The sequence below is a fragment of the Nostoc sp. 'Peltigera membranacea cyanobiont' 232 genome (assembly GCF_002245985.1).
Lineage (GTDB): Bacteria > Cyanobacteriota > Cyanobacteriia > Cyanobacteriales > Nostocaceae > Nostoc.
The window spans coordinates 1-18792 of sequence record NZ_NOLK01000158.1 but is presented as its reverse complement, the minus strand read 5'-3'; the positions used below and the strand labels follow the sequence as shown (position 1 = coordinate 18792).

Annotated in this window: 19 protein-coding genes and 1 pseudogene; 10 read left to right on the top strand and 10 right to left on the bottom strand. The window is 42.8% G+C overall.

The window, feature by feature from the left end:
- Positions 1-154: 154 nt before the first annotated feature.
- The 4 genes from CDG79_RS32720 to trxA form a co-directional block, all read right to left on the bottom strand.
- Complete coding sequence (locus CDG79_RS32720) at positions 155-820, bottom strand: nitroreductase family protein (RefSeq protein ID WP_094345841.1); 666 nt, start codon at positions 818-820, stop codon at positions 155-157.
- Positions 821-994: 174 nt separating this feature from the next.
- The gene (locus CDG79_RS32715; RefSeq protein ID WP_094345840.1) at positions 995-2107 is read right to left on the bottom strand and encodes an alkene reductase; all 1113 of its coding nucleotides are present in this window, start codon (positions 2105-2107) and stop codon (positions 995-997) included.
- Between the two features lie 215 nt (positions 2108-2322).
- Complete coding sequence (locus CDG79_RS32710; protein WP_094345839.1) at positions 2323-3117, bottom strand: SDR family NAD(P)-dependent oxidoreductase; 795 nt, start codon at positions 3115-3117, stop codon at positions 2323-2325.
- A 199-nt stretch (positions 3118-3316) separates the two neighbouring features.
- Positions 3317-3640, bottom strand: coding sequence for a thioredoxin (gene trxA, locus CDG79_RS32705; protein WP_094345838.1), 324 nt, complete (start codon positions 3638-3640; stop codon positions 3317-3319).
- An 80-nt stretch (positions 3641-3720) separates the two neighbouring features.
- On the opposite strand from trxA, the gene CDG79_RS32700 reads away from it, so the two are divergent.
- A complete protein-coding gene (locus CDG79_RS32700) occupies positions 3721-4071 on the top strand; it encodes an ArsR/SmtB family transcription factor (protein ID WP_094345837.1) in 351 nt (116 codons plus the stop codon).
- 42 nt (positions 4072-4113) lie between these two features.
- Here CDG79_RS32700 and CDG79_RS32695 read toward each other — a convergent pair whose 3' ends face one another.
- From CDG79_RS32695 to CDG79_RS32685, 3 genes are read right to left on the bottom strand one after another with little or no spacing between them, the layout of a single operon-like run.
- Entirely contained in the window at positions 4114-4893 is a 780-nt protein-coding gene (locus CDG79_RS32695; protein WP_094345836.1) for a nucleotidyl transferase AbiEii/AbiGii toxin family protein, read from the bottom strand.
- Positions 4890-5126, bottom strand: coding sequence for a hypothetical protein (locus tag CDG79_RS32690; protein ID WP_094345835.1), 237 nt, complete (start codon positions 5124-5126; stop codon positions 4890-4892). The genes CDG79_RS32695 and CDG79_RS32690 overlap by 4 nt, the downstream gene beginning before the upstream one ends.
- 46 nt (positions 5127-5172) lie before the next feature.
- Positions 5173-6423 (bottom strand): glycosyltransferase, encoded by a 1251-nt coding sequence (locus tag CDG79_RS32685; RefSeq protein ID WP_094345834.1) that lies wholly within the window; start codon positions 6421-6423, stop codon positions 5173-5175.
- Between the two features lie 120 nt (positions 6424-6543).
- Between CDG79_RS32685 and shc the strand changes: the two genes are divergently transcribed.
- Complete coding sequence (gene shc / locus CDG79_RS32680; protein ID WP_094345833.1) at positions 6544-8475, top strand: squalene--hopene cyclase; 1932 nt, start codon at positions 6544-6546, stop codon at positions 8473-8475.
- Between the two features lie 319 nt (positions 8476-8794).
- Here the strand turns inward: shc and CDG79_RS32675 are convergent, their stop codons facing one another.
- Positions 8795-9286, bottom strand: coding sequence for an orange carotenoid protein N-terminal domain-containing protein (locus tag CDG79_RS32675; RefSeq protein ID WP_094345832.1), 492 nt, complete (start codon positions 9284-9286; stop codon positions 8795-8797).
- A gap of 697 nt (positions 9287-9983) precedes the next feature.
- Positions 9984-10382, bottom strand: a complete 399-nt coding sequence (locus CDG79_RS32670; RefSeq protein WP_094345843.1) for a DUF6335 family protein — start codon at positions 10380-10382, stop codon at positions 9984-9986.
- Between the two features lie 367 nt (positions 10383-10749).
- On the opposite strand from CDG79_RS32670, the gene CDG79_RS32665 reads away from it, so the two are divergent.
- The 4 genes and pseudogenes from CDG79_RS32665 (at position 10750) to CDG79_RS32655 (ending at position 13491) form a co-directional block, all read left to right on the top strand.
- Positions 10750-11847: a DJ-1/PfpI/YhbO family deglycase/protease gene (locus CDG79_RS32665; RefSeq protein WP_094345831.1), complete on the top strand. Its 1098-nt coding sequence runs from the start codon at positions 10750-10752 to the stop codon at positions 11845-11847.
- A gap of 646 nt (positions 11848-12493) precedes the next feature.
- Positions 12494-12814, top strand: coding sequence for a hypothetical protein (locus CDG79_RS32660; protein ID WP_223278474.1), 321 nt, complete (start codon positions 12494-12496; stop codon positions 12812-12814).
- 200 nt (positions 12815-13014) lie between these two features.
- Positions 13015-13134, top strand: a pseudogene (locus tag CDG79_RS41600) (glutathione-dependent formaldehyde dehydrogenase); the annotation flags it as partial.
- Between the two features lie 15 nt (positions 13135-13149).
- The gene (locus CDG79_RS32655; RefSeq protein ID WP_094345829.1) at positions 13150-13491 is read left to right on the top strand and encodes a cupin domain-containing protein; all 342 of its coding nucleotides are present in this window, start codon (positions 13150-13152) and stop codon (positions 13489-13491) included.
- A 259-nt stretch (positions 13492-13750) separates the two neighbouring features.
- On the opposite strand, the gene CDG79_RS32650 is transcribed toward CDG79_RS32655, so the two are convergent.
- Entirely contained in the window at positions 13751-14986 is a 1236-nt protein-coding gene (locus CDG79_RS32650) for a methionine gamma-lyase family protein (RefSeq protein ID WP_094345828.1), read from the bottom strand.
- A gap of 90 nt (positions 14987-15076) precedes the next feature.
- Between CDG79_RS32650 and CDG79_RS32645 the strand changes: the two genes are divergently transcribed.
- The 4 genes from CDG79_RS32645 to CDG79_RS44300 all read left to right on the top strand — a co-directional run.
- Complete coding sequence (locus CDG79_RS32645) at positions 15077-15895, top strand: acyl-CoA desaturase (protein ID WP_094331340.1); 819 nt, start codon at positions 15077-15079, stop codon at positions 15893-15895.
- A gap of 280 nt (positions 15896-16175) precedes the next feature.
- On the top strand, positions 16176-17228 hold the full coding sequence (locus tag CDG79_RS32640; protein ID WP_094345842.1) for a fatty acid desaturase: 1053 nt from the start codon (positions 16176-16178) through the stop codon (positions 17226-17228).
- Positions 17229-17445: 217 nt separating this feature from the next.
- Positions 17446-18525: a fatty acid desaturase gene (locus CDG79_RS32635; protein WP_094345827.1), complete on the top strand. Its 1080-nt coding sequence runs from the start codon at positions 17446-17448 to the stop codon at positions 18523-18525.
- Positions 18526-18563: 38 nt separating this feature from the next.
- On the top strand, positions 18564-18792 hold a 229-nt coding region (locus CDG79_RS44300; protein ID WP_223278473.1), incomplete at its 3' end, for a hypothetical protein.

Below are 18792 nucleotides of genomic sequence, written 5' to 3'. Positions count from 1 at the left end.
GGACTGGGGACTGAGGACTGGGGACTGGAGACTGGGAAATAACTCAACATAATTACGAATTACGAATTACGAATTACGAATTACGAATTACGAATTACGAATTACGAATTACGAATTACGAATTGTTAATGCCCCATGCCCAATTTAGAGAGAACTAACCCTGGTATGGATTACCGATTCTGTCTACGGAGACGTTGGAGGAGAATGGTAAACGACCTGGATTTAAGCGTGGTTCGGCTGCATAGCCGACAGGAACAACAACAGCGATCGCTAAATTTGGATTATCCCCAGCATCAATCACTTCCTTTACCTTATCCTCAATCCAACCGTTCATAAAACAAGTTGATAATCCCAAACTTTCTGCTGCTAACACCAAATGGGTAGCGGCGATGATGGCATCTTTGATGGCATATTCGCGTCGCTTGTCGCCTAGCCCAGCCTGAAATTGCGGGATGGCGGTTTTAAAGTAATTTACCGTGCCTTCATTCCATGCACCAGTTTCGAGTCCCTGCTCTATAATTGGGGTCAAGTTTTCTTCGCTGGCGTTGGGATCGGCGGCAAAAACAAAGGTTACAGGTGCTTGAATAATTTGCTGTTGATTAAAAGATGCGGCTGACAGTGCTGCTTTTTGCGCCTCATCTTGCACAAGAATAATTTGCCAGGACTGGATGTTATAGCTGCTGGGCGCTGCTACGGTCAACTCTACCAGTTGCTTGAGTAGTTCTGGGGTAATGGGGTCTGGTTTAAAAGTTTTGATTGAACGACGTTTAGCGATCGCACTGGGTACATCTAAAGGTTGGATTTGAGTGATCGGACTCATGAGATTCTCCTGATAATTGAGTTATTGACCAAATAATTCGTAATTAAGGTACAACCAAATCTATTTATTCATGAAACCAAAATAAAAATTATTCCCTGTTTCAGAATAAACAACTTGCCTACATTCCTCACAAGGAAGACTCATAATTACGAATTATGAACTACGAACTACGAATTACGCCTTAGCTACCGGCTCATTAGCAGCTGACAAAAATGGATAGTCTGTATATCCTTCTTCACCGCCACCATAAAAACTTGCTTGATTTGCTTCATTTAGTGGTGCATTCAAAGCCAAGCGTCGGGGTAAATCTGGATTTGATATAAATAACGTGCCAAAGGCAACTAAATCGGCTGCTTTGCTTGCCAGTACAGCATCACCTTTTTCACGGGTATAACCACCATTGACGATGAGTGTACCTGTAAAGCGATCGCGGATATGACTGGTGGGTACAATTATCCCGCCATGTCTAATATCTGCCTCTGTTGCCTCGTAAATATGTAGATATGCCAAATTAAATCGGTTCAATGCTTGAGCCGCGTAACCGAATGTTTCCAGGGGATTGGAATCACCTATATCGTTAAAAGTCCCACTAGGAGAGAAACGTACCCCGACTCGGTTAGAATCCCACACACTAGTTACCGCCTCAGTCACCTCCAACAGGAATCGGGCGCGATTTTCAATGGAACCGCCATATTTATCTGTCCGTTGATTGGTGCGATCGCGGAGAAATTGATCTATTAAATAACCATTAGCTGCGTGAATTTCCACCCCATCAAACCCAGCCGCTAGAGCATTTGCCGCTCCCTGACGGTACTGTTCGACTATCTGCGGTATTTCTGAAGTTTCTAAAGCACGGGGAGTTACAAAGGGTTTTGGCCCTTCATAAGTTGCAGCCTCACCTTTCGGAGCGATCGCAGAAGGTGCTACAGGTAAAACTCCATTGGGTTGTAAGTCTGGGTGAGAAATCCTGCCTACATGCCATAGTTGCAGAAAAATTCTTCCTCCCGCCTGATGTACGGCATCGGTTACTAACTTCCATCCTTCAACTTGTTCTGGCGAATGAATTCCTGGTGTAGCGGGATAGCCTTGTCCTTCAGGAGTTACCTGTGTTGCTTCAGAAATAATCAGTCCGGCGGTAGCACGTTGGACGTAGTAGGTAGCATTAAGTTGGTTTGGTACATTTCCCTTACCTGCTCTATTTCGGGTTAGGGGTGCCATTACTATCCGGTTAGGTAGTTCCAGATTCCCTAACTGGTAAGAAGAGAATAAGTTGATATCAGTAGTCATGTCCCTTTGCTCCAATTCAAAATGACGCTCGATCGCTCGCTAAGGAGTCGTGTAAAAATAAGTTCAACAATTTAATATTTGTAGTGCGGGCAAGATGCCCGCGCTTATTTTTACTTCATGCCTAATGCTGCACTAACAAAATTCAAAATCCTGCATCTCGGACATAAAATAGACTAGATGGTAGGGCAACCCCTACGATAGATGTGGTTCAAATATTAAACAATCGACCGAATAACGCCACCATCTACCCGTAAAGCTGCACCATTAGTTGCTGAAGCTACGGGACTAGAAAGGTAAACTACGATCGCTGCTACTTCTTCATTAGTTGCAAAGCGTTTAATCAAGGAACTTGGACGCACATTCTGAAAAAACTCAGCCTCAACTTCTGTTGGACTAATACCACGTTCCTGCGCCAGTTTGGTGATAAACTCTTCAACGCCTTCGGAGCGCGTTGGCCCTGGTAGGACTGAGTTTACTGTCACTCCAGTGCCGACAGTGATTTCTGCTAGTCCTCGCGCAATGGCTAGTTGCGCTGTCTTTGTTGTGCCATAGTGAATCATTTCCACTGGGATCTGAATTGCAGATTCGCTGGAGATAAAAATTATTCGCCCCCAGTTTTGCTCTAGCTGCTTTTGCAGATATTGCCGACTCAAACGAACTCCACTGAGGACGTTAACCTCAAATATGTTTAACCAATCTTCATCTGTAATATCGAAGAAGGTTTTTGGTTCATAAATACCCACATTGTTAATCAGGATATCAACATGAGGAACTTTTTGCAAAAGTTGCTCTACCCCTGATGCAGTACCCGCATCTGCAACAACGCCAGAAACTTTCGCGTCAGGTGTACTTTGTTGAATTTTGGCGATCGCTTGGGCTACTCTTTCTTCAGAGCGACCATTGACAATTACTGATGCACCCTCTTGAGCTAATCCAAGGGCGATCGCCAAACCGATACCTGCGGTTGAGCCACTCACCAGCGCGGATTTACCATGCAATTTCAAGTCCATTTCGCTCTTTCCCCGTTAATTGAAACAGAATGATCTGGGACTGGGGATTGGGGATTGGGGAGAGACTTCTTCAATATTCTTTGTCCCCCTTATCCCTCCAAAGTTCTGAGCGCCGAAAGTCGGCGCTCAGACTTTTCTCCTTCTCCCAGTACCTACTCCCCAGTACCTAGTCCCCAGTCCCCAATCCCCTTAACTCAAATTAAAGATGCTGTGCTAAGGTCTTATTCAAAGTGGTTTTTGGAACTGCCCCTACGACAGTATCGACCTGCCGACCCCCTTTAAAAACCATCAGCGTCGGGATGCTGCGAATTCCATAATGGCTGGCGACAGTCGGATTCTGATCTGTATTCAGCTTCACAAATTTCACCTGTCCTTGGTATTCCGCAGCAACTTCATCGACGACTGGCCCCACCATCCGGCAAGGGCCGCACCAGGGTGCCCAAAAGTCTACTAAGACCGGAATTTCACTTTCTAAAACTTCTTGCTTGAATGTGGCTTCCGTAACATTTGTAATGGATGACATAAATTGCCTTCCTAATTAATTCTATAATTCGATAATATCGAATAATAAAAATATATGCCACCTGATGAGATAATGCAACTATGAGATTTCTTTATCATCCAGATAGAAAAAATATTTCTTTACCGGGAGTTCTTTATGCATTGGGCGATCCAGTGCGGCTAGAGATTGTGCGGCTGCTGGCGACTGAGGGGGAACAATGCTGTGCCCAGTTTGATTTTGCGATCGCTAAGTCTACGATGTCCAATCATTTTAAGATTTTGCGGGAGTCGGGGATAGTCTTTACACGTAAAGAAGGGACACATCACATTAATATTCTGCGGCGTGAAGATTTAGAGATGCTGTTTCCAGGGTTGCTGGATGCGGTACTGAAAGCGGCTCAACCATTGCCTGTTAGTCCTGCGAGTGATAAACAAACAGTTTCAAGGATTTAGGGATGGGGAATGGGGAATGGGGAATGGGGAATGGCTATTTGTTTAAGAATCTTCTCGTTTTTCAAATTCTGTTTCTAAATTGGCAAAGATATCATGTTGTTCTCGAAAAGCCCTTGGAGTGTGAGATAAACCTAAATCCATAGAGAGTAAATCAATACCATCAATAATTTTGGGTATCTGAGCTCGATCTACTTGCAGACCAAGAAAGCATTTCTCTCTGTAATCTGGTCTTCCCTGAAATAGTGCGATCGCTCTTTCCAAAGGGCGCATAACCTGATATGCTTTTTCAGCCTTCTCAATTGATGTTTGAGGGATTGGAGATTGCAGCCGGAGAATTGCTAAATCGATTAAATCTCTTGCTTCAACACTGTCATCCGCATAACGGTCAGAATTTGACAGCAGCTTAGAGGTAAAACAGTCATTGAAGCTTAAGCAAGGAACGAGTGACCACTTTGGATATCTTGGTGGGTCTAATTGAAAACGAGTTTCAGCAATAATTTCCGTTTTAATCGGCACATCATCCACAAAAACGATCATCCGAATTCCATATTGGTCAGTTGTGCTACGTCCAACTTGGATTTTACTTAAATCCCGAAATAATGCTTCATGCCCATCCTCAAATACCACTGTACGTAAATATTTATAGCCTTCTGTACCAACAGAAGAAATAAAATCAACATCCTTACTCCAGCGATATTCTTCAAACTCAAATGCAAGAAGGGTTCCGCCACCGAAGTAAGCAGAACCCTTGGTAAGTATTTCAGAATCTAAGGATTCAAGAACTGTGAGAATTTTATTATGGTGTTCAAACCTGGAAGTCATAAACAAACTTGCAACCAGGATTTATAACGTTTGGCGAGTTCCTGAAGAAAATTGAGTTCTTCACCCTCAAGATTATTAAATAGGTTGCGATATTGCCAGCCACGCTCGTAGCGACTGAGCATTTCTTCTAAAGTAAACCGATATACATCGGCAGTTTGCCAACAAATTGATTCCAGAAAAGGCAGCTTTTTAGGGACAATAACAGGATTATTTGTTGGTGTTGCAGTTGTCATAATTCTTTTAATCAACCACTGTCGGCTTACTTCAATTTTATCCCAATTATAAATTATCCGAACTGGGATAAACTCTTCCTTTCCAAGCGCCGCCGCGTCCTTGCCAGTGAAGGAGTGCTGAGTCTAGAGTCATCAGGGTATAGAGAAAAGCGATCGCAGGTAAACTAAAGGCTAACCAAGGAGAACATTTATAAAAGCGGATTGTTGGGTAGTAAGCGAAACTCATCAAGAGCCATCCTAATAAACCAGTAAGTGCGATCGCCCAACTACCCCAAACTGCACCTAGAATTACACATACAGGTGCAAGTAGATAAATCAGAGGCATTCCCACTAAAGTGCCCAAGAGTAGTAATGGAGAATAGTTTAGTTGGGTATAGGCAGTACGAGCAACCATATCCCAAATTGTCGCTAGCGAATCATAAGGACGCAAACTGCGAGTCAAGCTACTCAATCCTAACCAGATACGCCCTTTAATGGGGATTTGGTACTGGGTATTGGGTACTAGGGATTGGGAAAACTCTTCCCTAGTCCCTAGTACCCAATACCCAGTCCCTCTCTTAATAGCTTGAGCTAGGGCGCAATCATCAATTAAAGCTTGGCGAATCACTTGAATACCCCCGATTCGCTCTAAAGCTTCACGGGCGATCAGAATAGATCCCCCGGCGGCGGCGGCTGTGGGATTGTTGGGATTATTAACCCAGCGAAAAGGATAGAGTTTTTGGAAGAAAAAGACGAAAGCTGGAATCAAAAGTTTTTCCCAAAAGCTGTCACACCTAAGTCGCACCATTACCGAAACCATGTCTAAATCTTCTTGGACAGCTTTCGCAACGAGGCGGCGGAGATTACCAGGATCGTGTTCGATATCTGCGTCAGTCAGTAAAAAATAGTCAGGTGCGAATTTACCAGCACTATTTATACCTTGCTCAACAGCCCAAAGTTTGCCCGACCAACCAGAAGGCAGTAATTCGCCTGAGATAATATGTAATTGCTGGGGTTTACCGACAGCGTGTGCAACTCCTTCGGCAAAATTTGCTGTTCGGTCTGTGCTGCGATCGTCTACCAAAAACACGTTGAAAGAACCAGGATAATCTTGAAGTAGGAGCGATCGCAACGTGGTTGGAAGCAATTCAGCTTCGTTACGGGCTGGAACTACGGCACAAACTACAGGTAACGATTCTAGCTGAGTTTCTGTAACCTCTAATTGCTGGTCTGTCCGCCAAAATTGTCCCCAAAAACACAGTAATCCTAACCAAATTGTCAAGGATAACAGCATCAATCCTAATACAATTACATCCATGATCTATTGCAAATTCTCAGTGACTCAGACACAATACTATGTCTACCAATAAAGGAAAAATTTTTCATAGTATTGCCGTGTTCATAACTAGTGTTGGGTGTTGAGGTTAGATAGTATTTGATGCAAACACAAAATAAGACGAAAGTCAATCAAGTTGCAGAAGCGATCGCAGCCAGCCAAGAATATCTGCTTTCGATTCAAAATCCCACAGGCTACTGGTGGGCAGAGTTAGAATCTAATGTCACCATCACTGCTGAAGCCGTCCTTTTGCATAAAATTTGGGGAACAGACCAAACCAGACCTTTGCACAAAGTTGCAGCATATCTGCGTGACGAGCAACGACAGCATGGCGGCTGGGAACTTTACTATGGTGATGGCGGAGAACTTAGCACTTCAGTTGAAGCTTACATGGCGCTGAGGCTGCTAGGAGTACCAGCAACCGATCCGGCGATGATTCGGGCGAAAGCTTTTATTCTTCAACGGGGCGGTGTTAGCAAAACTCGAATTTTTACTAAGTTGCACTTAGCTTTGATTGGCTGCTACAACTGGCGCGGTATTCCCTCGCTACCGCCTTGGGTGATGCTGTTGCCTGAAGGTTTCCCAGTTAATATTTACGAGATGTCTAGCTGGGCACGTTCCAGTACAGTACCATTACTGATTGTATGCGATCGCAAACCTGTTTTTCTCACCAACCCAACTATCAATCTAGATGAACTATACGCTGAAGGTGTCGATCGAGTCCGGTGGGAATTACCTCAAGCTGGCGATTGGACAGATTTATTCCTCACCCTCGATCGAGGATTCAAGTTGGCAGAAAGCCTAAATTTAGTACCCTTCCGTGAAGAAGGCATCAAAGCCGCCGAAAAATGGATTTTAGAACGGCAAGAAGCTACAGGCGACTGGGGGGGCATTATTCCGGCGATGCTGAATTCAATGCTAGCTTTGCGCTGTCTGGATTATGACCGAAGCGATCCGATTGTGGAACGAGGTTTGCAAGCAATTGATAACTTTGCCATTGAAACAGAGAATAGCTACCGAGTTCAACCTTGTGTTTCACCTGTTTGGGATACAGCTTGGGCGATGCGTGCATTAGTAGAATCTGGCTTTGTACCAGATCATCCAGTTGTGGTAAAGGCGGGTGAATGGTTGTTGCAAAAACAAATTTTGGATTATGGCGATTGGTCTGTCAAAAATCGTCAGGGAAAACCAGGGGCTTGGGCGTTTGAGTTTGAGAATCGGTTTTATCCCGATGTAGACGACTCGGCGGTGGTAGTGATGGCACTACATTTGGCGAAACTTCCCAACGAAAAAATCAAGCAGGCTGCGATCGCACGGGCGTTAAACTGGATTGCATCTATGCAATGTAAACCGGGTGGTTGGGCTGCTTTTGATTTGGATAACGATCGAGATTGGCTTAACTCGATTCCTTATGGTGACTTGAAAGCGATGATCGATCCAAACACAGCAGATGTTACGGCTAGAGTCGTAGAAATGCTAGGTGCTTGTGATTTGTCAATTGATAGTGATAATTTAGAGCGATCGCTAACTTATCTTCTGGGCGAACAAGAAATCGAAGGCTGTTGGTTTGGTCGTTGGGGTGTAAATTATATCTACGGCACAAGTGGCGTTTTGTCAGCTTTGGCGTTAATCGATCCTCAAAGACATAAAAAAAGTATAGAACGGGGAGCAGCTTGGTTAGTTGCATGTCAAAATCCAGATGGTGGTTGGGGCGAGACTTGCCGCAGCTACGACGATCCCAGTCTTAAAGGAAAAGGCAATAGTACTGCATCTCAAACCGCTTGGGCTTTAATTGGCCTCTTGGCAGCAGGTGAAGCAACTGGTAAATTAGCTCTTGATGCTATTGAGCAAGGAATTGCCTATTTAGTTGCAACTCAAAAACCTGATGGTACTTGGTTTGAGGCTGATTTTACAGGGACTGGATTCCCAAGGCATTTTTATCTCAAATATCATCTGTATCAACAATACTTTCCTTTAATCGCTCTTGGTCGCTATCAAGCAGCGATTGGTTCGACGAACCTCCCCCTGTCTTGAACTTGAGTTCAAGCCTATCCCTTTCCTCGTTGCAGAGGGATAGGTATTTTTCTATGACTTATATCATGTCCGGCAAATTACTTGTGATATGTCATTGCGAGTGCAACGAAGTGGAAGGAAGCAATCGCAAAGCTTTTGGGATTGCTTCACTTCGTACCCTTCTCCTTCGGAGACGCTACGCGAACAGGAACGCCAAGGGCGAACGCAATGACAATTTTTTAACCGGACATGATATCATCAAACTAGAGAATTCCCTTGACGAAAGTCACTAAATCCTCAAGTTTATTTATCATCAAGCTGCCTAAAAATTTAAAAAATGCTAAATTTCCGCACCTGATTTTGCTTGGGCACCCATTGGCGAAACATAATCACGGAAAAGAGTAATTTGTTGCTCAAAGGCTAATCCTTGAATTTTGCCAAACAACACCTTAGATTCTGAGGGAAGTTGATAGTCAGCAGGTACTGGAATAATAGTACTACTATCCATGCCTTGAGATAATCGATACCAAAATAGTAGCTTGGTAGTATCACCCAAAGAACCATATTGACGAGAAAGTTGGCTATCTACTTTATTAATCAAGTCACGCTGAACTTGTAATTGTTCTTCGTGAGATAGTTCCTTAACTTGGTTAAACAAACCTTCCGCGATTTCTGGAGAAACAGTACTAGCACCAGGGGCGGCTGGCGTAATTGAGCTACCCATTTCTTTGTAAATGAACCAAAACAAAGCTAGTTGTTGATCCACATCCAGCTTTTGCCAAGCTTGAACATGTTCGCGAATAGTTGGATCGCTAGTTTGTGTAAATGTCATTATTAACTCCAGTTGCAATTTATCAGTGCTGTTTACAACGTTAACAAATGTATCTTTAACGTTTTACCCTACTTAAGACAGAGGTATTAAAACCAGAAAGAAGAATAATTCTAAACAGAACATAAAATGGTCTAACTGTAGTCCTGCATTAGAAGGACTACAGTTAGATAATTCCTCAAAATTAAATGGTAATATAGTACTCCTATTTGATTTTTGAACAAAATTTAGGTATTGTAGGGTGTGTTAGAACGAAGTTCGTAACGCACCATTATCAAGGATTGAGTGCGTTACGATGTCGCTAATACAACGCCAGTGACGCTACGCACAGTCGCTACCGCTCAAGTCGATAAACCCGCCCACACGACTGCCTCCCCTACGTATCTTTTCTCAAAATCAAACCGGATTCCAATAGCAGAGCTAGCTGCTAACCTGAAAGATTATTAAGAGATATTTATTGGGATAAATGTTAAGTTTCTTTAGATAGTGGATATAGAATTTTTTAAAAGTGATGGTGATGGCTAAATTAGATCCTCTTAAATCCTCCTTTTTAAGGAGGATCTTGAGAAGTAAGAGTACTCCAAGAAAGAAAATGCCCAATTGTCGTTGCGAGCGAAGCGAAGCAATCCCAAGGGCTGCGATTGCTTCGCTTCGCTCGCAACGACGGGTTTTGGATCATTTATTTTTTGGAACACTCTAATTATTCTCGCCGAGCTTGATAATCTTCTGAAGAGTTGGGATCTAACTCCCAGCGATCGCCATCACGATCCTCTAAAATATCATTGGTATGGAGAAACTCGGAGTCATCCATTTCTAGTCCCACTGCTGCTTCTAGCTCTTCAGTTACATTTTGATCGGGAGTGGCAGTGCTACCACCAACAGCTTCATCTCCAACTGCATCTGCATCTTGCCAATAAGCATCAACATCACCACCAGTCAGTTTAGGACTAGTTTCTGTATACTCACGTCTTTCTTCTTTCATTGAGCGCCCACCAATATTGTATCCTGGCAATTCTTTCACACCAGTACCGTAGGATTCGGTAATTTCCTGTGGCAAATCATTGGTTTGAATTTCGTCATTCTGATTTTTTTTTGCCATGATAATAGCCTTTTTCTGCATTATCATAATAACGTTTTCCGATCGCGAAGTTATCTTGCTAGAGATGTATAGCTTTAGAAATAAAAGAATCTATCCCCTTGGAACGAAGCTAAAGGAGCGATCGCACCATATCATTGGAAATATGAAATCATGGTCAAGTAACTTGTAGTTGAAATTTTTAGTTATGAGTTAGGAGTTTATCAGCCGAAATTATTCAGTAGTTAACTTCTCACTCATAGCTATTCTTTATTAGAGAAAAAACAGAATTTTAGTGGTTCTATTCCATTAACAACCCAGAACTTTAACTGTCCTTATTGATGAATATTGTAGCTAGTTAAAAACTAGAAAAAAACAGGTAATACAATCTATGACTGACTATAACAATCATTCCGAGAATAAAAAAGTTGCCATCCTCATTGAACAGGCAGTAGAGGATGCCGAATTTACAGTTCCTTATAATGGACTAAAACAAGCTGGAATAGAGGTAGTAGTCCTTGGTTCCCGAATGAATGAAAAATATAAGGGTAAACGCGGCAAACTCAGTATTCAAGCTGATGGTACTACAACAGAAGCGATCGCAGCCCAATTTGATGCGGTGATAATTCCTGGTGGGATGGCTCCCGATAAAATGCGGCGGAACACCAATACAGTACGTTTTGTCCAAGAAGCTGTACAACTAGGAAAATTAGTCGCTGCGGTTTGTCATGGCCCACAAGTTTTGATTGATGGCGACTTACTCAAAGGCAAACAAGCCACTGGTTTTAGCGCTATTGCCAAGGATATGATTAACGCTGGCGCAAATTATCTAGATGAGCCGGTGGTAGTTGACGGGAATTTGATTACATCTCGTGAACCTGGAGACTTGCCAATTTTCACCACAGCTATATTAAGCCGTTTGGGCTATGGTGGCAAAGATGCGGCATTACCAGATGAGAAAGACACAAGTGCTGAATGGTGGAAACTAGCTGATGCTTGGGGTGGCTCAACTAAAGGTGATATCAGCAGAGGTTTAAATAATGCCCTTGCTGGTGAACGCTATTCTCTAGAAGCATTTGAGAAATACTTAGAAAAGGAATCAGATAGCGAAGTAAACTCAGTCTTTCAAGAAATAATTGCTAATAAACAGCGCCACATTGAAAAACTGGAAATATATCTTCATCATTTAGGTGAAAAACCTTCTTTAGGGGCAAACATTGCTAATCAGTATGCCAAGGTGAAAACTGCCTTTACAGGAAGTGATGACATATATCAGTTACGTTCTGCTTTAGGGGATGTGCAAACTGGTATAGGCGATATTGGTAATTTATGTGCAATGTTGACCGATCCAGCAGCAAGTGCTATTTTCAAAGAAATTTACCACGATTTATTGAAATACGAACAGCGATTAGCGGAACTATATCGGGCGCGGATGGGTGTTCAAGTTCAAGCTCCTAAGCCGACTACAGGGGCGGCGGTGTCAATGTAATTCGTAATTCGTAATTCGTAATTCGTAATTCGTAATGACGCTCTCTACGAGACGCTAAAAGCGAACGAATATTTGCTAACGCTACGCTAACGTAATTCGTAATTATTAAGACGTTCGCGGTATCAGTGGGGCTCCGAACTTTAGCGAATGACCAATGACTAAACCCGCATTTCTCACAAGCTTCAGGCGTTTCCCCTGAGCAGAGGGGCAGAGGGGAAAGAACTTGGTATTTGAACTCTCCCCTGCTCTCCTGCTCCCCTGCTCCCCTGCTCCCCTGCACAAGCACGGGCTTTGAGAGGTGTGGTGAGAAATCCGGGTAAAGCGATCGCTTCCCCGAACGCCTGAAAATGGCGAAAAATTTTGCCAAAGCGAAGTGATTAACTACGAAAAAGTTAATCCTGGCAAAGCGTTGAAAGAGATGACTGGTGGTCGTGGCTTGCGAAGAAACACCCCACATCCATCATATTTTTCAACAAAAAAAGGATAACTACATCAAAGTTATTCTTAAACCTGAATGATTATCAGCATTCAGGTTTAAGAATTGTCCACCCAACATAATGCAATTGAGGTTTTTATGAGTAGAGTAATTTCAGGGCTGCGAAATATTCGTATTTCCCAAATCCTTGTAGTTTTTCTGGTAGGATTTATGTTTTTACTGGGTCAGGCTTTTAGCTATGTTAATGTAGCACAAGCTGAGACTGTTAAAACTCCAGAGGGTATTTATTACAAAGGAACACCAAACGAAGGGGAAGTTAGAAACGATACCCAAACAAGAAACGATACCCAACTAAGAAACACTCAAAATCCCTTAAAAAGTGCTGCTGATAATATCCGCGAAAAGTTAAACTTGGATGAAAAAACTCCTAGAGCTACAAAAGAGTTTTTTGATCCTGCAAAAAACAAAGCCGGAAATAAAGAAGGTTATTACCAAAATCCTTCTAGCAAACAACTGAGAGATAGAATCTAGACTTGTAGCAAATATTGAGTCTAAAATTTTGACTCATCCATTGTTTCACAATCTTCGATCGGTTACTGAGACGCGATAACTATCGCGTCTCAAAATCACTTAAATTCGAGCATTTATCTTGATATTAACGAGCCAGAAATCATAACTTAGGACTAGCTAACGATCAAGGCAGTTTGCTGGCATGGAGACACGTTTAAAAAGGTGAAATCGATCCAACCTTTGTTGTCACCCCCAGATTACCTTTAGAACAAGCGCCCCACGGTTATGAAATTTTTAAAGACAAGAAAGATAACTGCGTCAAAGTTGTACTCAAACCTTAAGGTGATTAGTTTAAAATGAGCGACACCAGCGTTAAAAAAATAGATTCTACCCACTCCCCTAAAGGTAAACTCGGTCAGAAGTATCTTGCTTCTGGTAAATCTGTTTCTCTGCGTCTTTGGGAAGACGAACAACCAAGCGAAAACAAAGAACCAAGTTCGCGCGACTATGAAACAGTAGGTTATGTAATTAATGGTCGTGCCGAATTGCACATTGAAGGGCAAATGATTTTGCTAGAGCCTGGGAGTTCTTGGGTTGTGCCCATAGGAGCCAGCCACACATACAAAATCTTGGAACCATTCACAGCTGTTGAAGCAACTAGTCCACCGGCTCAAGTCCACGGACGGGACGAGAACTGATTTGCACCGATCTGAAATTTGGCGATCGCTAAAAAAAGGATAATTCTACAAAATTACTCTTGTTTTAAATAGAAAATTTTTCCTGTTTTCTTTTCAAAATGAGAATTGCTGAGAATCAGTAGTCCTGATTTCCAAAATCCAGAGGCTTCAGCACAAAAAGCCGCAATCTTCCAATTGGATTTATCCTAACCTTTAGCAGATTGGAAAAAGAAGAATCTCCTCTAACCTGTCAAAAGATAACTAATGCGATCGCCTTTCATTAATCTGTCATAAATCCGATTGCATTAATCGCAGCCTCTAATGCGATCGCTACATGAGTCCAATGAGTCCCCCCCTGGCAATAAACCACATAAGGCGATCGCATTGGCCCATCAGCCGATAATTCCAAAGTACTCCCCTCAATAAATGTCCCTCCAGCCATGACTACTTTGCTCTCATACCCCGGCATTTCATCTGGGATAGGATCTAAGTAAGAACCGATGGGAGAATGCTGTTGGATGGCTTTACAGAAAGCAATTAGCTTTTCGGCTGAACCAAGTTTAATTGCTTGAATTACATCACCACGGGGAGCAAGGGGAGCAGGATTCACTGGATAACCGAGTTTATCAAATACATAACCAGTTAAGTATGTCCCTTTCATCGCCTCCCCGACCATTTGCGGCGCTAGAAATAAGCCTTGGAACAGCAGGCGATTTTGGTCAAAAGTAGCACCGCCATAACTACCGATACCGGGAGCAGTGAGGCGACAAGCGGATGCTTCTACTAAGTCGGCGCGACCAGCGACATAACCACCAGCGCTGACAATAGTGCCACCAGGATTTTTAATTAGCGATCCCGCCATTAAATCAGCACCTACACCTGTAGGTTCCTTTGTTTCAATAAATTCGCCGTAGCAGTTATCCACAAAGCAAACGGTGTTTGGATTCTGCTGTTTGACTAAGTGGACAATTTTTTCAATATCGGCAATTGATAAACTAGGTCGCCAAGAATAGCCACAAGAGCGCTGAATTAACACTAAACGAGTGTTTTCAGTCACATTAGTTCTTATTGCTGGCCAATCTATAGTTCCTTCGGGGGTTAGCTCCAATTGGCGGTAATTTATGCCAAACTCGATAAGGGAGCCTTGACCTTTACCCCGTAAACCAATGACTTCTTCAAGCGTATCGTAGGGAGAACCGACCACTGCTAACATTTCATCTCCGGGACGGAGAACACCAAACAAAGCACAGGCGATCGCGTGAGTTCCTGAAACGAACTGAACCCGCACGGCCGCAGCTTCAGCACCCATAACTTCGGCAAAAACTTTATCTAAAGTTTCTCGTCCTAAATCATCGTGACCATAGCCACTTACACCCGCAAAGTGGTGTGCGCCCACACGGTGATTACGAAAGGCATCCAGCACTCGTTTTAGATTATGCTTGACCTGAGCGTCAATTCCAGAAAAAATTTCTAATAGTGCCTGTTCTGCTTGCCGCAGCTGTTCTAAGCTGTTCATCAGTTCCTCGTTCAAAAAAAATTAAATTATAGATATGCGGATTTTCAAATCGCACAGACTAGGCAGGAAAATTCAAATTCAGGTTATCGCATGACAATTGCTACCTCAACCAAACCTCAAATTAACTGGGTTAACACCCTGTTTTTCATTGGACTGCACATCGGCGCTTTATTTGCTTTTGTTCCTGGTAACTTTAGCTGGACAGCAGTTGGTGTGGGTTTCTTGCTGTACTGGGTGACTGGCGGTTTAGGCGTTACTCTAGGATTTCACCGCCTTGTCACCCACCGCAGTTTTCAAACTCCCAAATGGCTAGAGTATCTCCTGGTTTTCTTCGGGACACTCTCTTGTCAAGGAGGCCCAATTGAGTGGATCGGGACACATCGGATTCATCATTTAAACTCTGATACAGATACCGATCCCCATGATTCTAATAAAGGCTTTTGGTGGAGCCACATGGGTTGGCTGACTCATTATTGTCCCGCTCACGCTGATGTTCCTCGTTTCACCAAAGATATTGCCGAAGACCCAGTTTATCAGTTTTTAGAAAAATATTTCATTTTGATCCAGGTTGCCTTGGGTGTATTGCTTTTGCTTCTGGGTGGCTGGCCCTTTGTTATTTGGGGAATTTTTGTTCGCATTGTCTGGGTTTACCACTGCACTTGGTTGGTGAACAGTGCGACTCATAAATTTGGCTATCAGAGCTATGATTCTGGCGATCGCTCGACTAATTGCTGGTGGGTAGCCGTACTAGTTTTCGGTGAAGGCTGGCACAATAACCATCATGCCTTTCAATACTCAGCTCGTCATGGGCTGGAATGGTGGGAAATCGATTTAACTTGGATGACGGTTCAATTGCTACAAGCGGTTGGTCTGGCTAGTAATGTGAAGTTGGCCCCAACAAAGCAGTAAGTCAAGCAATTTTGGATTTTGGATTGCCCATAGCGTAGTGTAAAGCCTGCGTCTTTTGAATTGAAAGAGACCACAAGGATACTTGGCATCGGGACATGAACCGAAATAATCTAAAATCTAAAGTTATTAGTCAAAATTCTCTACTTTTGACTCTTGACTAATATTACTGGTGCGCTTGTGTCTATTAGGTTGCTATAATCCAAAGCGCTAATGTGAAGAATTTGTGCGGCAAGTTACTTTTGGTGACTTTGTGGAGGAGTTTGTTGTTTTTCAGGTGTTCATGACTACATCAATAATTAACAGCCAAAAACTAAGTGACGAGCCTGGTAATTCCGACTTCCGGCTCAAAGATATTATCAAAACCCTGCCACGGGAATGTTTTCAGCAGAACCGTCGCAAAGCTTGGACACAAGTAATACTAAGTGTCTTGGCTGTTGCCTTGGGTTATTACAGCCTGATTATCACTCCTTGGTTTCTTTTGCCCCTAGCTTGGATTTTTACGGGTACTGCTTTAACAGGTTTTTTTGTAATTGGTCATGATTGTGGTCACAGGTCTTTTGCCAAACGTCGTTGGGTAAATGATTTGGTGGGGCATTTCTTCATGATGCCGTTGATTTACCCCTTTCACAGTTGGCGCATCAAGCATAATTATCACCATACTCATACCAACAAGCTGGATGAGGATAACGCTTGGCATCCAATCAGACCAGAAGTGTTTGAAAATTGGGATACAACCCGTCAGTCTGCTTTTAAGCTGTTCATGCGTAAACGCTTCTGGTGGGTAGGTTCCATTGGACATTGGGCTGTGGTGCATTTTGATTGGCGGAACTTCAAAACTCAAGACCAATCCAGCATCAAGCTTTCTGTGGCTGTAGTGGTTGTATTTGGTGCGATCGCTTTTCCACTTCTGGTCGCCACGACTGGTATCTGGGGATTTGTCAAGTTCTGGCTAGTACCCTGGATGATTTACCATTTTTGGATGAGTACTTTTACTATTGTTCACCATACAGCCGCAGATGTTCCTTTTGCGACAGCGAATAAGTGGAATGAGGCTCTAGCACAGTTATCTGGCACTATCCATTGCGATTATCCGCGTTGGGTAGAAATCCTGTGCCACGATATCAATGTTCATGTCCCTCATCATATTTCCACTGCGATTCCTTCTTATAATTTGCGGTTAGCTTATAGTAGCATCAAAGAAAATTGGGGGCCTTATCTCCATGATGAGTGTCAGTTTTCTTGGCCTTTAATGAAGCAGATTACAGACCAGTGTCAACTGTACACAACTGATGTTGGTTATAAGACTTTCAACGAACATTACGCAAAGCAATAAATAGCGCTGTGATTACACTCACGCTCTTTAATTAACGAAAGCCTTGATCGTGCTGTGTTTTAATAGAATCTGGCAATTGTTTAATGAATAAATTTTTAGATAAATTGCCAGAAATTATCCTCTTGTGTGTTAGCGATCGCTAGGATCGTGGGCATTCTAGAGTTGAGATGATCTTGTCTCAATTAAAGTTCCGATTTATATCCAACAAAAGAATCCAGTGTCATCAAATATCATCACGTTCAACGATTCTACTGGCTGTGAAAAGTCTGAAGATACGACTAAATTACCTTTCAGTCTTCAGGATTTAAAAGTTGCAATTCCTGCTGAATGCTTTCAGCCCAATGTGACAAAATCACTTTTTTACTTCTTTCGTGACATCCTGATTATCGGTCTGCTTTATGCAGTTGCTTCTTACCTGGATTCTTGGCTTTTCTTTCCGATTTTCTGGCTAATGCAAGGAACGATGTTTTGGGCTTTATTTGTAGTCGGACATGACTGCGGACACCAATCTTTTTCTAAGCATAAATGGCTCAATGATTTGATTGGACATCTTTCTCACACACCAATACTTGTTCCTTATCATGGTTGGCGGATTAGTCACAGAACCCATCACAAAAATACTGGCAACATCGATAACGATGAAAGCTGGTATCCGGTAAGCGAATCACAATATAAGGAGATGCCTTTAGCACAAAAAATAGGCAGATATTATGTTTTTCTATTGGCCTATCCTGTGTATCTGTTTAAGCGTTCTCCTAACAAGGAAGGCTCCCACTTTTTGCCCAGTAGTTCGCTTTTCAAACCATCGGAAAAATGGGATGTTATTACTAGTACTGTGCTTTTGATTGGGATGGTAGGTTTGCTGGGTTTCCTCACCTACCAATGGGGCTGGATGTGGTTGCTGAAATATTACGCTGTGCCCTACCTTGTGTTCATTGTTTGGCTAGATTTGGTGACATTCTTGCACCACACTGAGCCAGAGATTCCCTGGTATCGTGGAGAAGATTGGACTTTCCTAAAAGGCGCAATTTCTAGTATTGACCGTGATTATGGTTTAGTTAATCATATCCATCACGATATCGGTACTCATGTTGCTCACCATATATTCCTTAACATTCCTCACTACAATTTGCTGAAGGCAACTGAAGCAATCAAACCAGTGATGGGTGAGTATTTCCACAAATCGGAAGAACCAATTTGGAAGTCATTATGGAATTCATGTATCAGCTGCCATTTTGTACCTGATACTGGTAGTAAGGTTTACTACGTATCCCAAAATAAGTTGGCGAAAGACTAAGATTCAGATTCCCGATTTCTTCAAATAAGTTAGGAATCATGTATTTCCGTCAGTCTTCTCTCAATCCGATTCGGTTAGCTTGTTTACCGAGCGAAGATCCCCCAACCCACCTTAAAAAGGTGGGCTATTTTCCTCCTTTAATATCAAGTCCGCTTAATCACTTACGATATGTCATTGCGAGTGAAACGGAGTGGAACGAAGCAATCGCTGCGGACTCTGCGATTACTTCACTTCGCTATCGCTGCGTTCGTAATGACAAGTATTTAT

Coding starts and splice junctions, on each gene's coding strand:
- CDG79_RS32660 (WP_223278474.1), top strand. CDS start 12,494: ATGTTTTTACTGGGTCAGGCTTTTAGCTATGTTAATGTAGCACAAGCT.
- CDG79_RS32695 (WP_094345836.1), bottom strand. CDS start 4,893: ATGACTTCCAGGTTTGAACACCATAATAAAATTCTCACAGTTCTTGAA.
- CDG79_RS32690 (WP_094345835.1), bottom strand. CDS start 5,126: ATGACAACTGCAACACCAACAAATAATCCTGTTATTGTCCCTAAAAAG.
- CDG79_RS32715 (WP_094345840.1), bottom strand. CDS start 2,107: ATGACTACTGATATCAACTTATTCTCTTCTTACCAGTTAGGGAATCTG.
- CDG79_RS32665 (WP_094345831.1), top strand. CDS start 10,750: ATGACTGACTATAACAATCATTCCGAGAATAAAAAAGTTGCCATCCTC.
- CDG79_RS32685 (WP_094345834.1), bottom strand. CDS start 6,423: ATGGATGTAATTGTATTAGGATTGATGCTGTTATCCTTGACAATTTGG.
- CDG79_RS32655 (WP_094345829.1), top strand. CDS start 13,150: ATGAGCGACACCAGCGTTAAAAAAATAGATTCTACCCACTCCCCTAAA.
- CDG79_RS32670 (WP_094345843.1), bottom strand. CDS start 10,382: ATGGCAAAAAAAAATCAGAATGACGAAATTCAAACCAATGATTTGCCA.
- CDG79_RS32640 (WP_094345842.1), top strand. CDS start 16,176: ATGACTACATCAATAATTAACAGCCAAAAACTAAGTGACGAGCCTGGT.
- trxA (WP_094345838.1), bottom strand. CDS start 3,640: ATGTCATCCATTACAAATGTTACGGAAGCCACATTCAAGCAAGAAGTT.
- CDG79_RS32700 (WP_094345837.1), top strand. CDS start 3,721: ATGAGATTTCTTTATCATCCAGATAGAAAAAATATTTCTTTACCGGGA.
- CDG79_RS32720 (WP_094345841.1), bottom strand. CDS start 820: ATGAGTCCGATCACTCAAATCCAACCTTTAGATGTACCCAGTGCGATC.
- shc (WP_094345833.1), top strand. CDS start 6,544: ATGCAAACACAAAATAAGACGAAAGTCAATCAAGTTGCAGAAGCGATC.
- CDG79_RS32650 (WP_094345828.1), bottom strand. CDS start 14,986: ATGAACAGCTTAGAACAGCTGCGGCAAGCAGAACAGGCACTATTAGAA.
- CDG79_RS32675 (WP_094345832.1), bottom strand. CDS start 9,286: ATGACATTTACACAAACTAGCGATCCAACTATTCGCGAACATGTTCAA.
- CDG79_RS32645 (WP_094331340.1), top strand. CDS start 15,077: ATGACAATTGCTACCTCAACCAAACCTCAAATTAACTGGGTTAACACC.
- CDG79_RS32710 (WP_094345839.1), bottom strand. CDS start 3,117: ATGGACTTGAAATTGCATGGTAAATCCGCGCTGGTGAGTGGCTCAACC.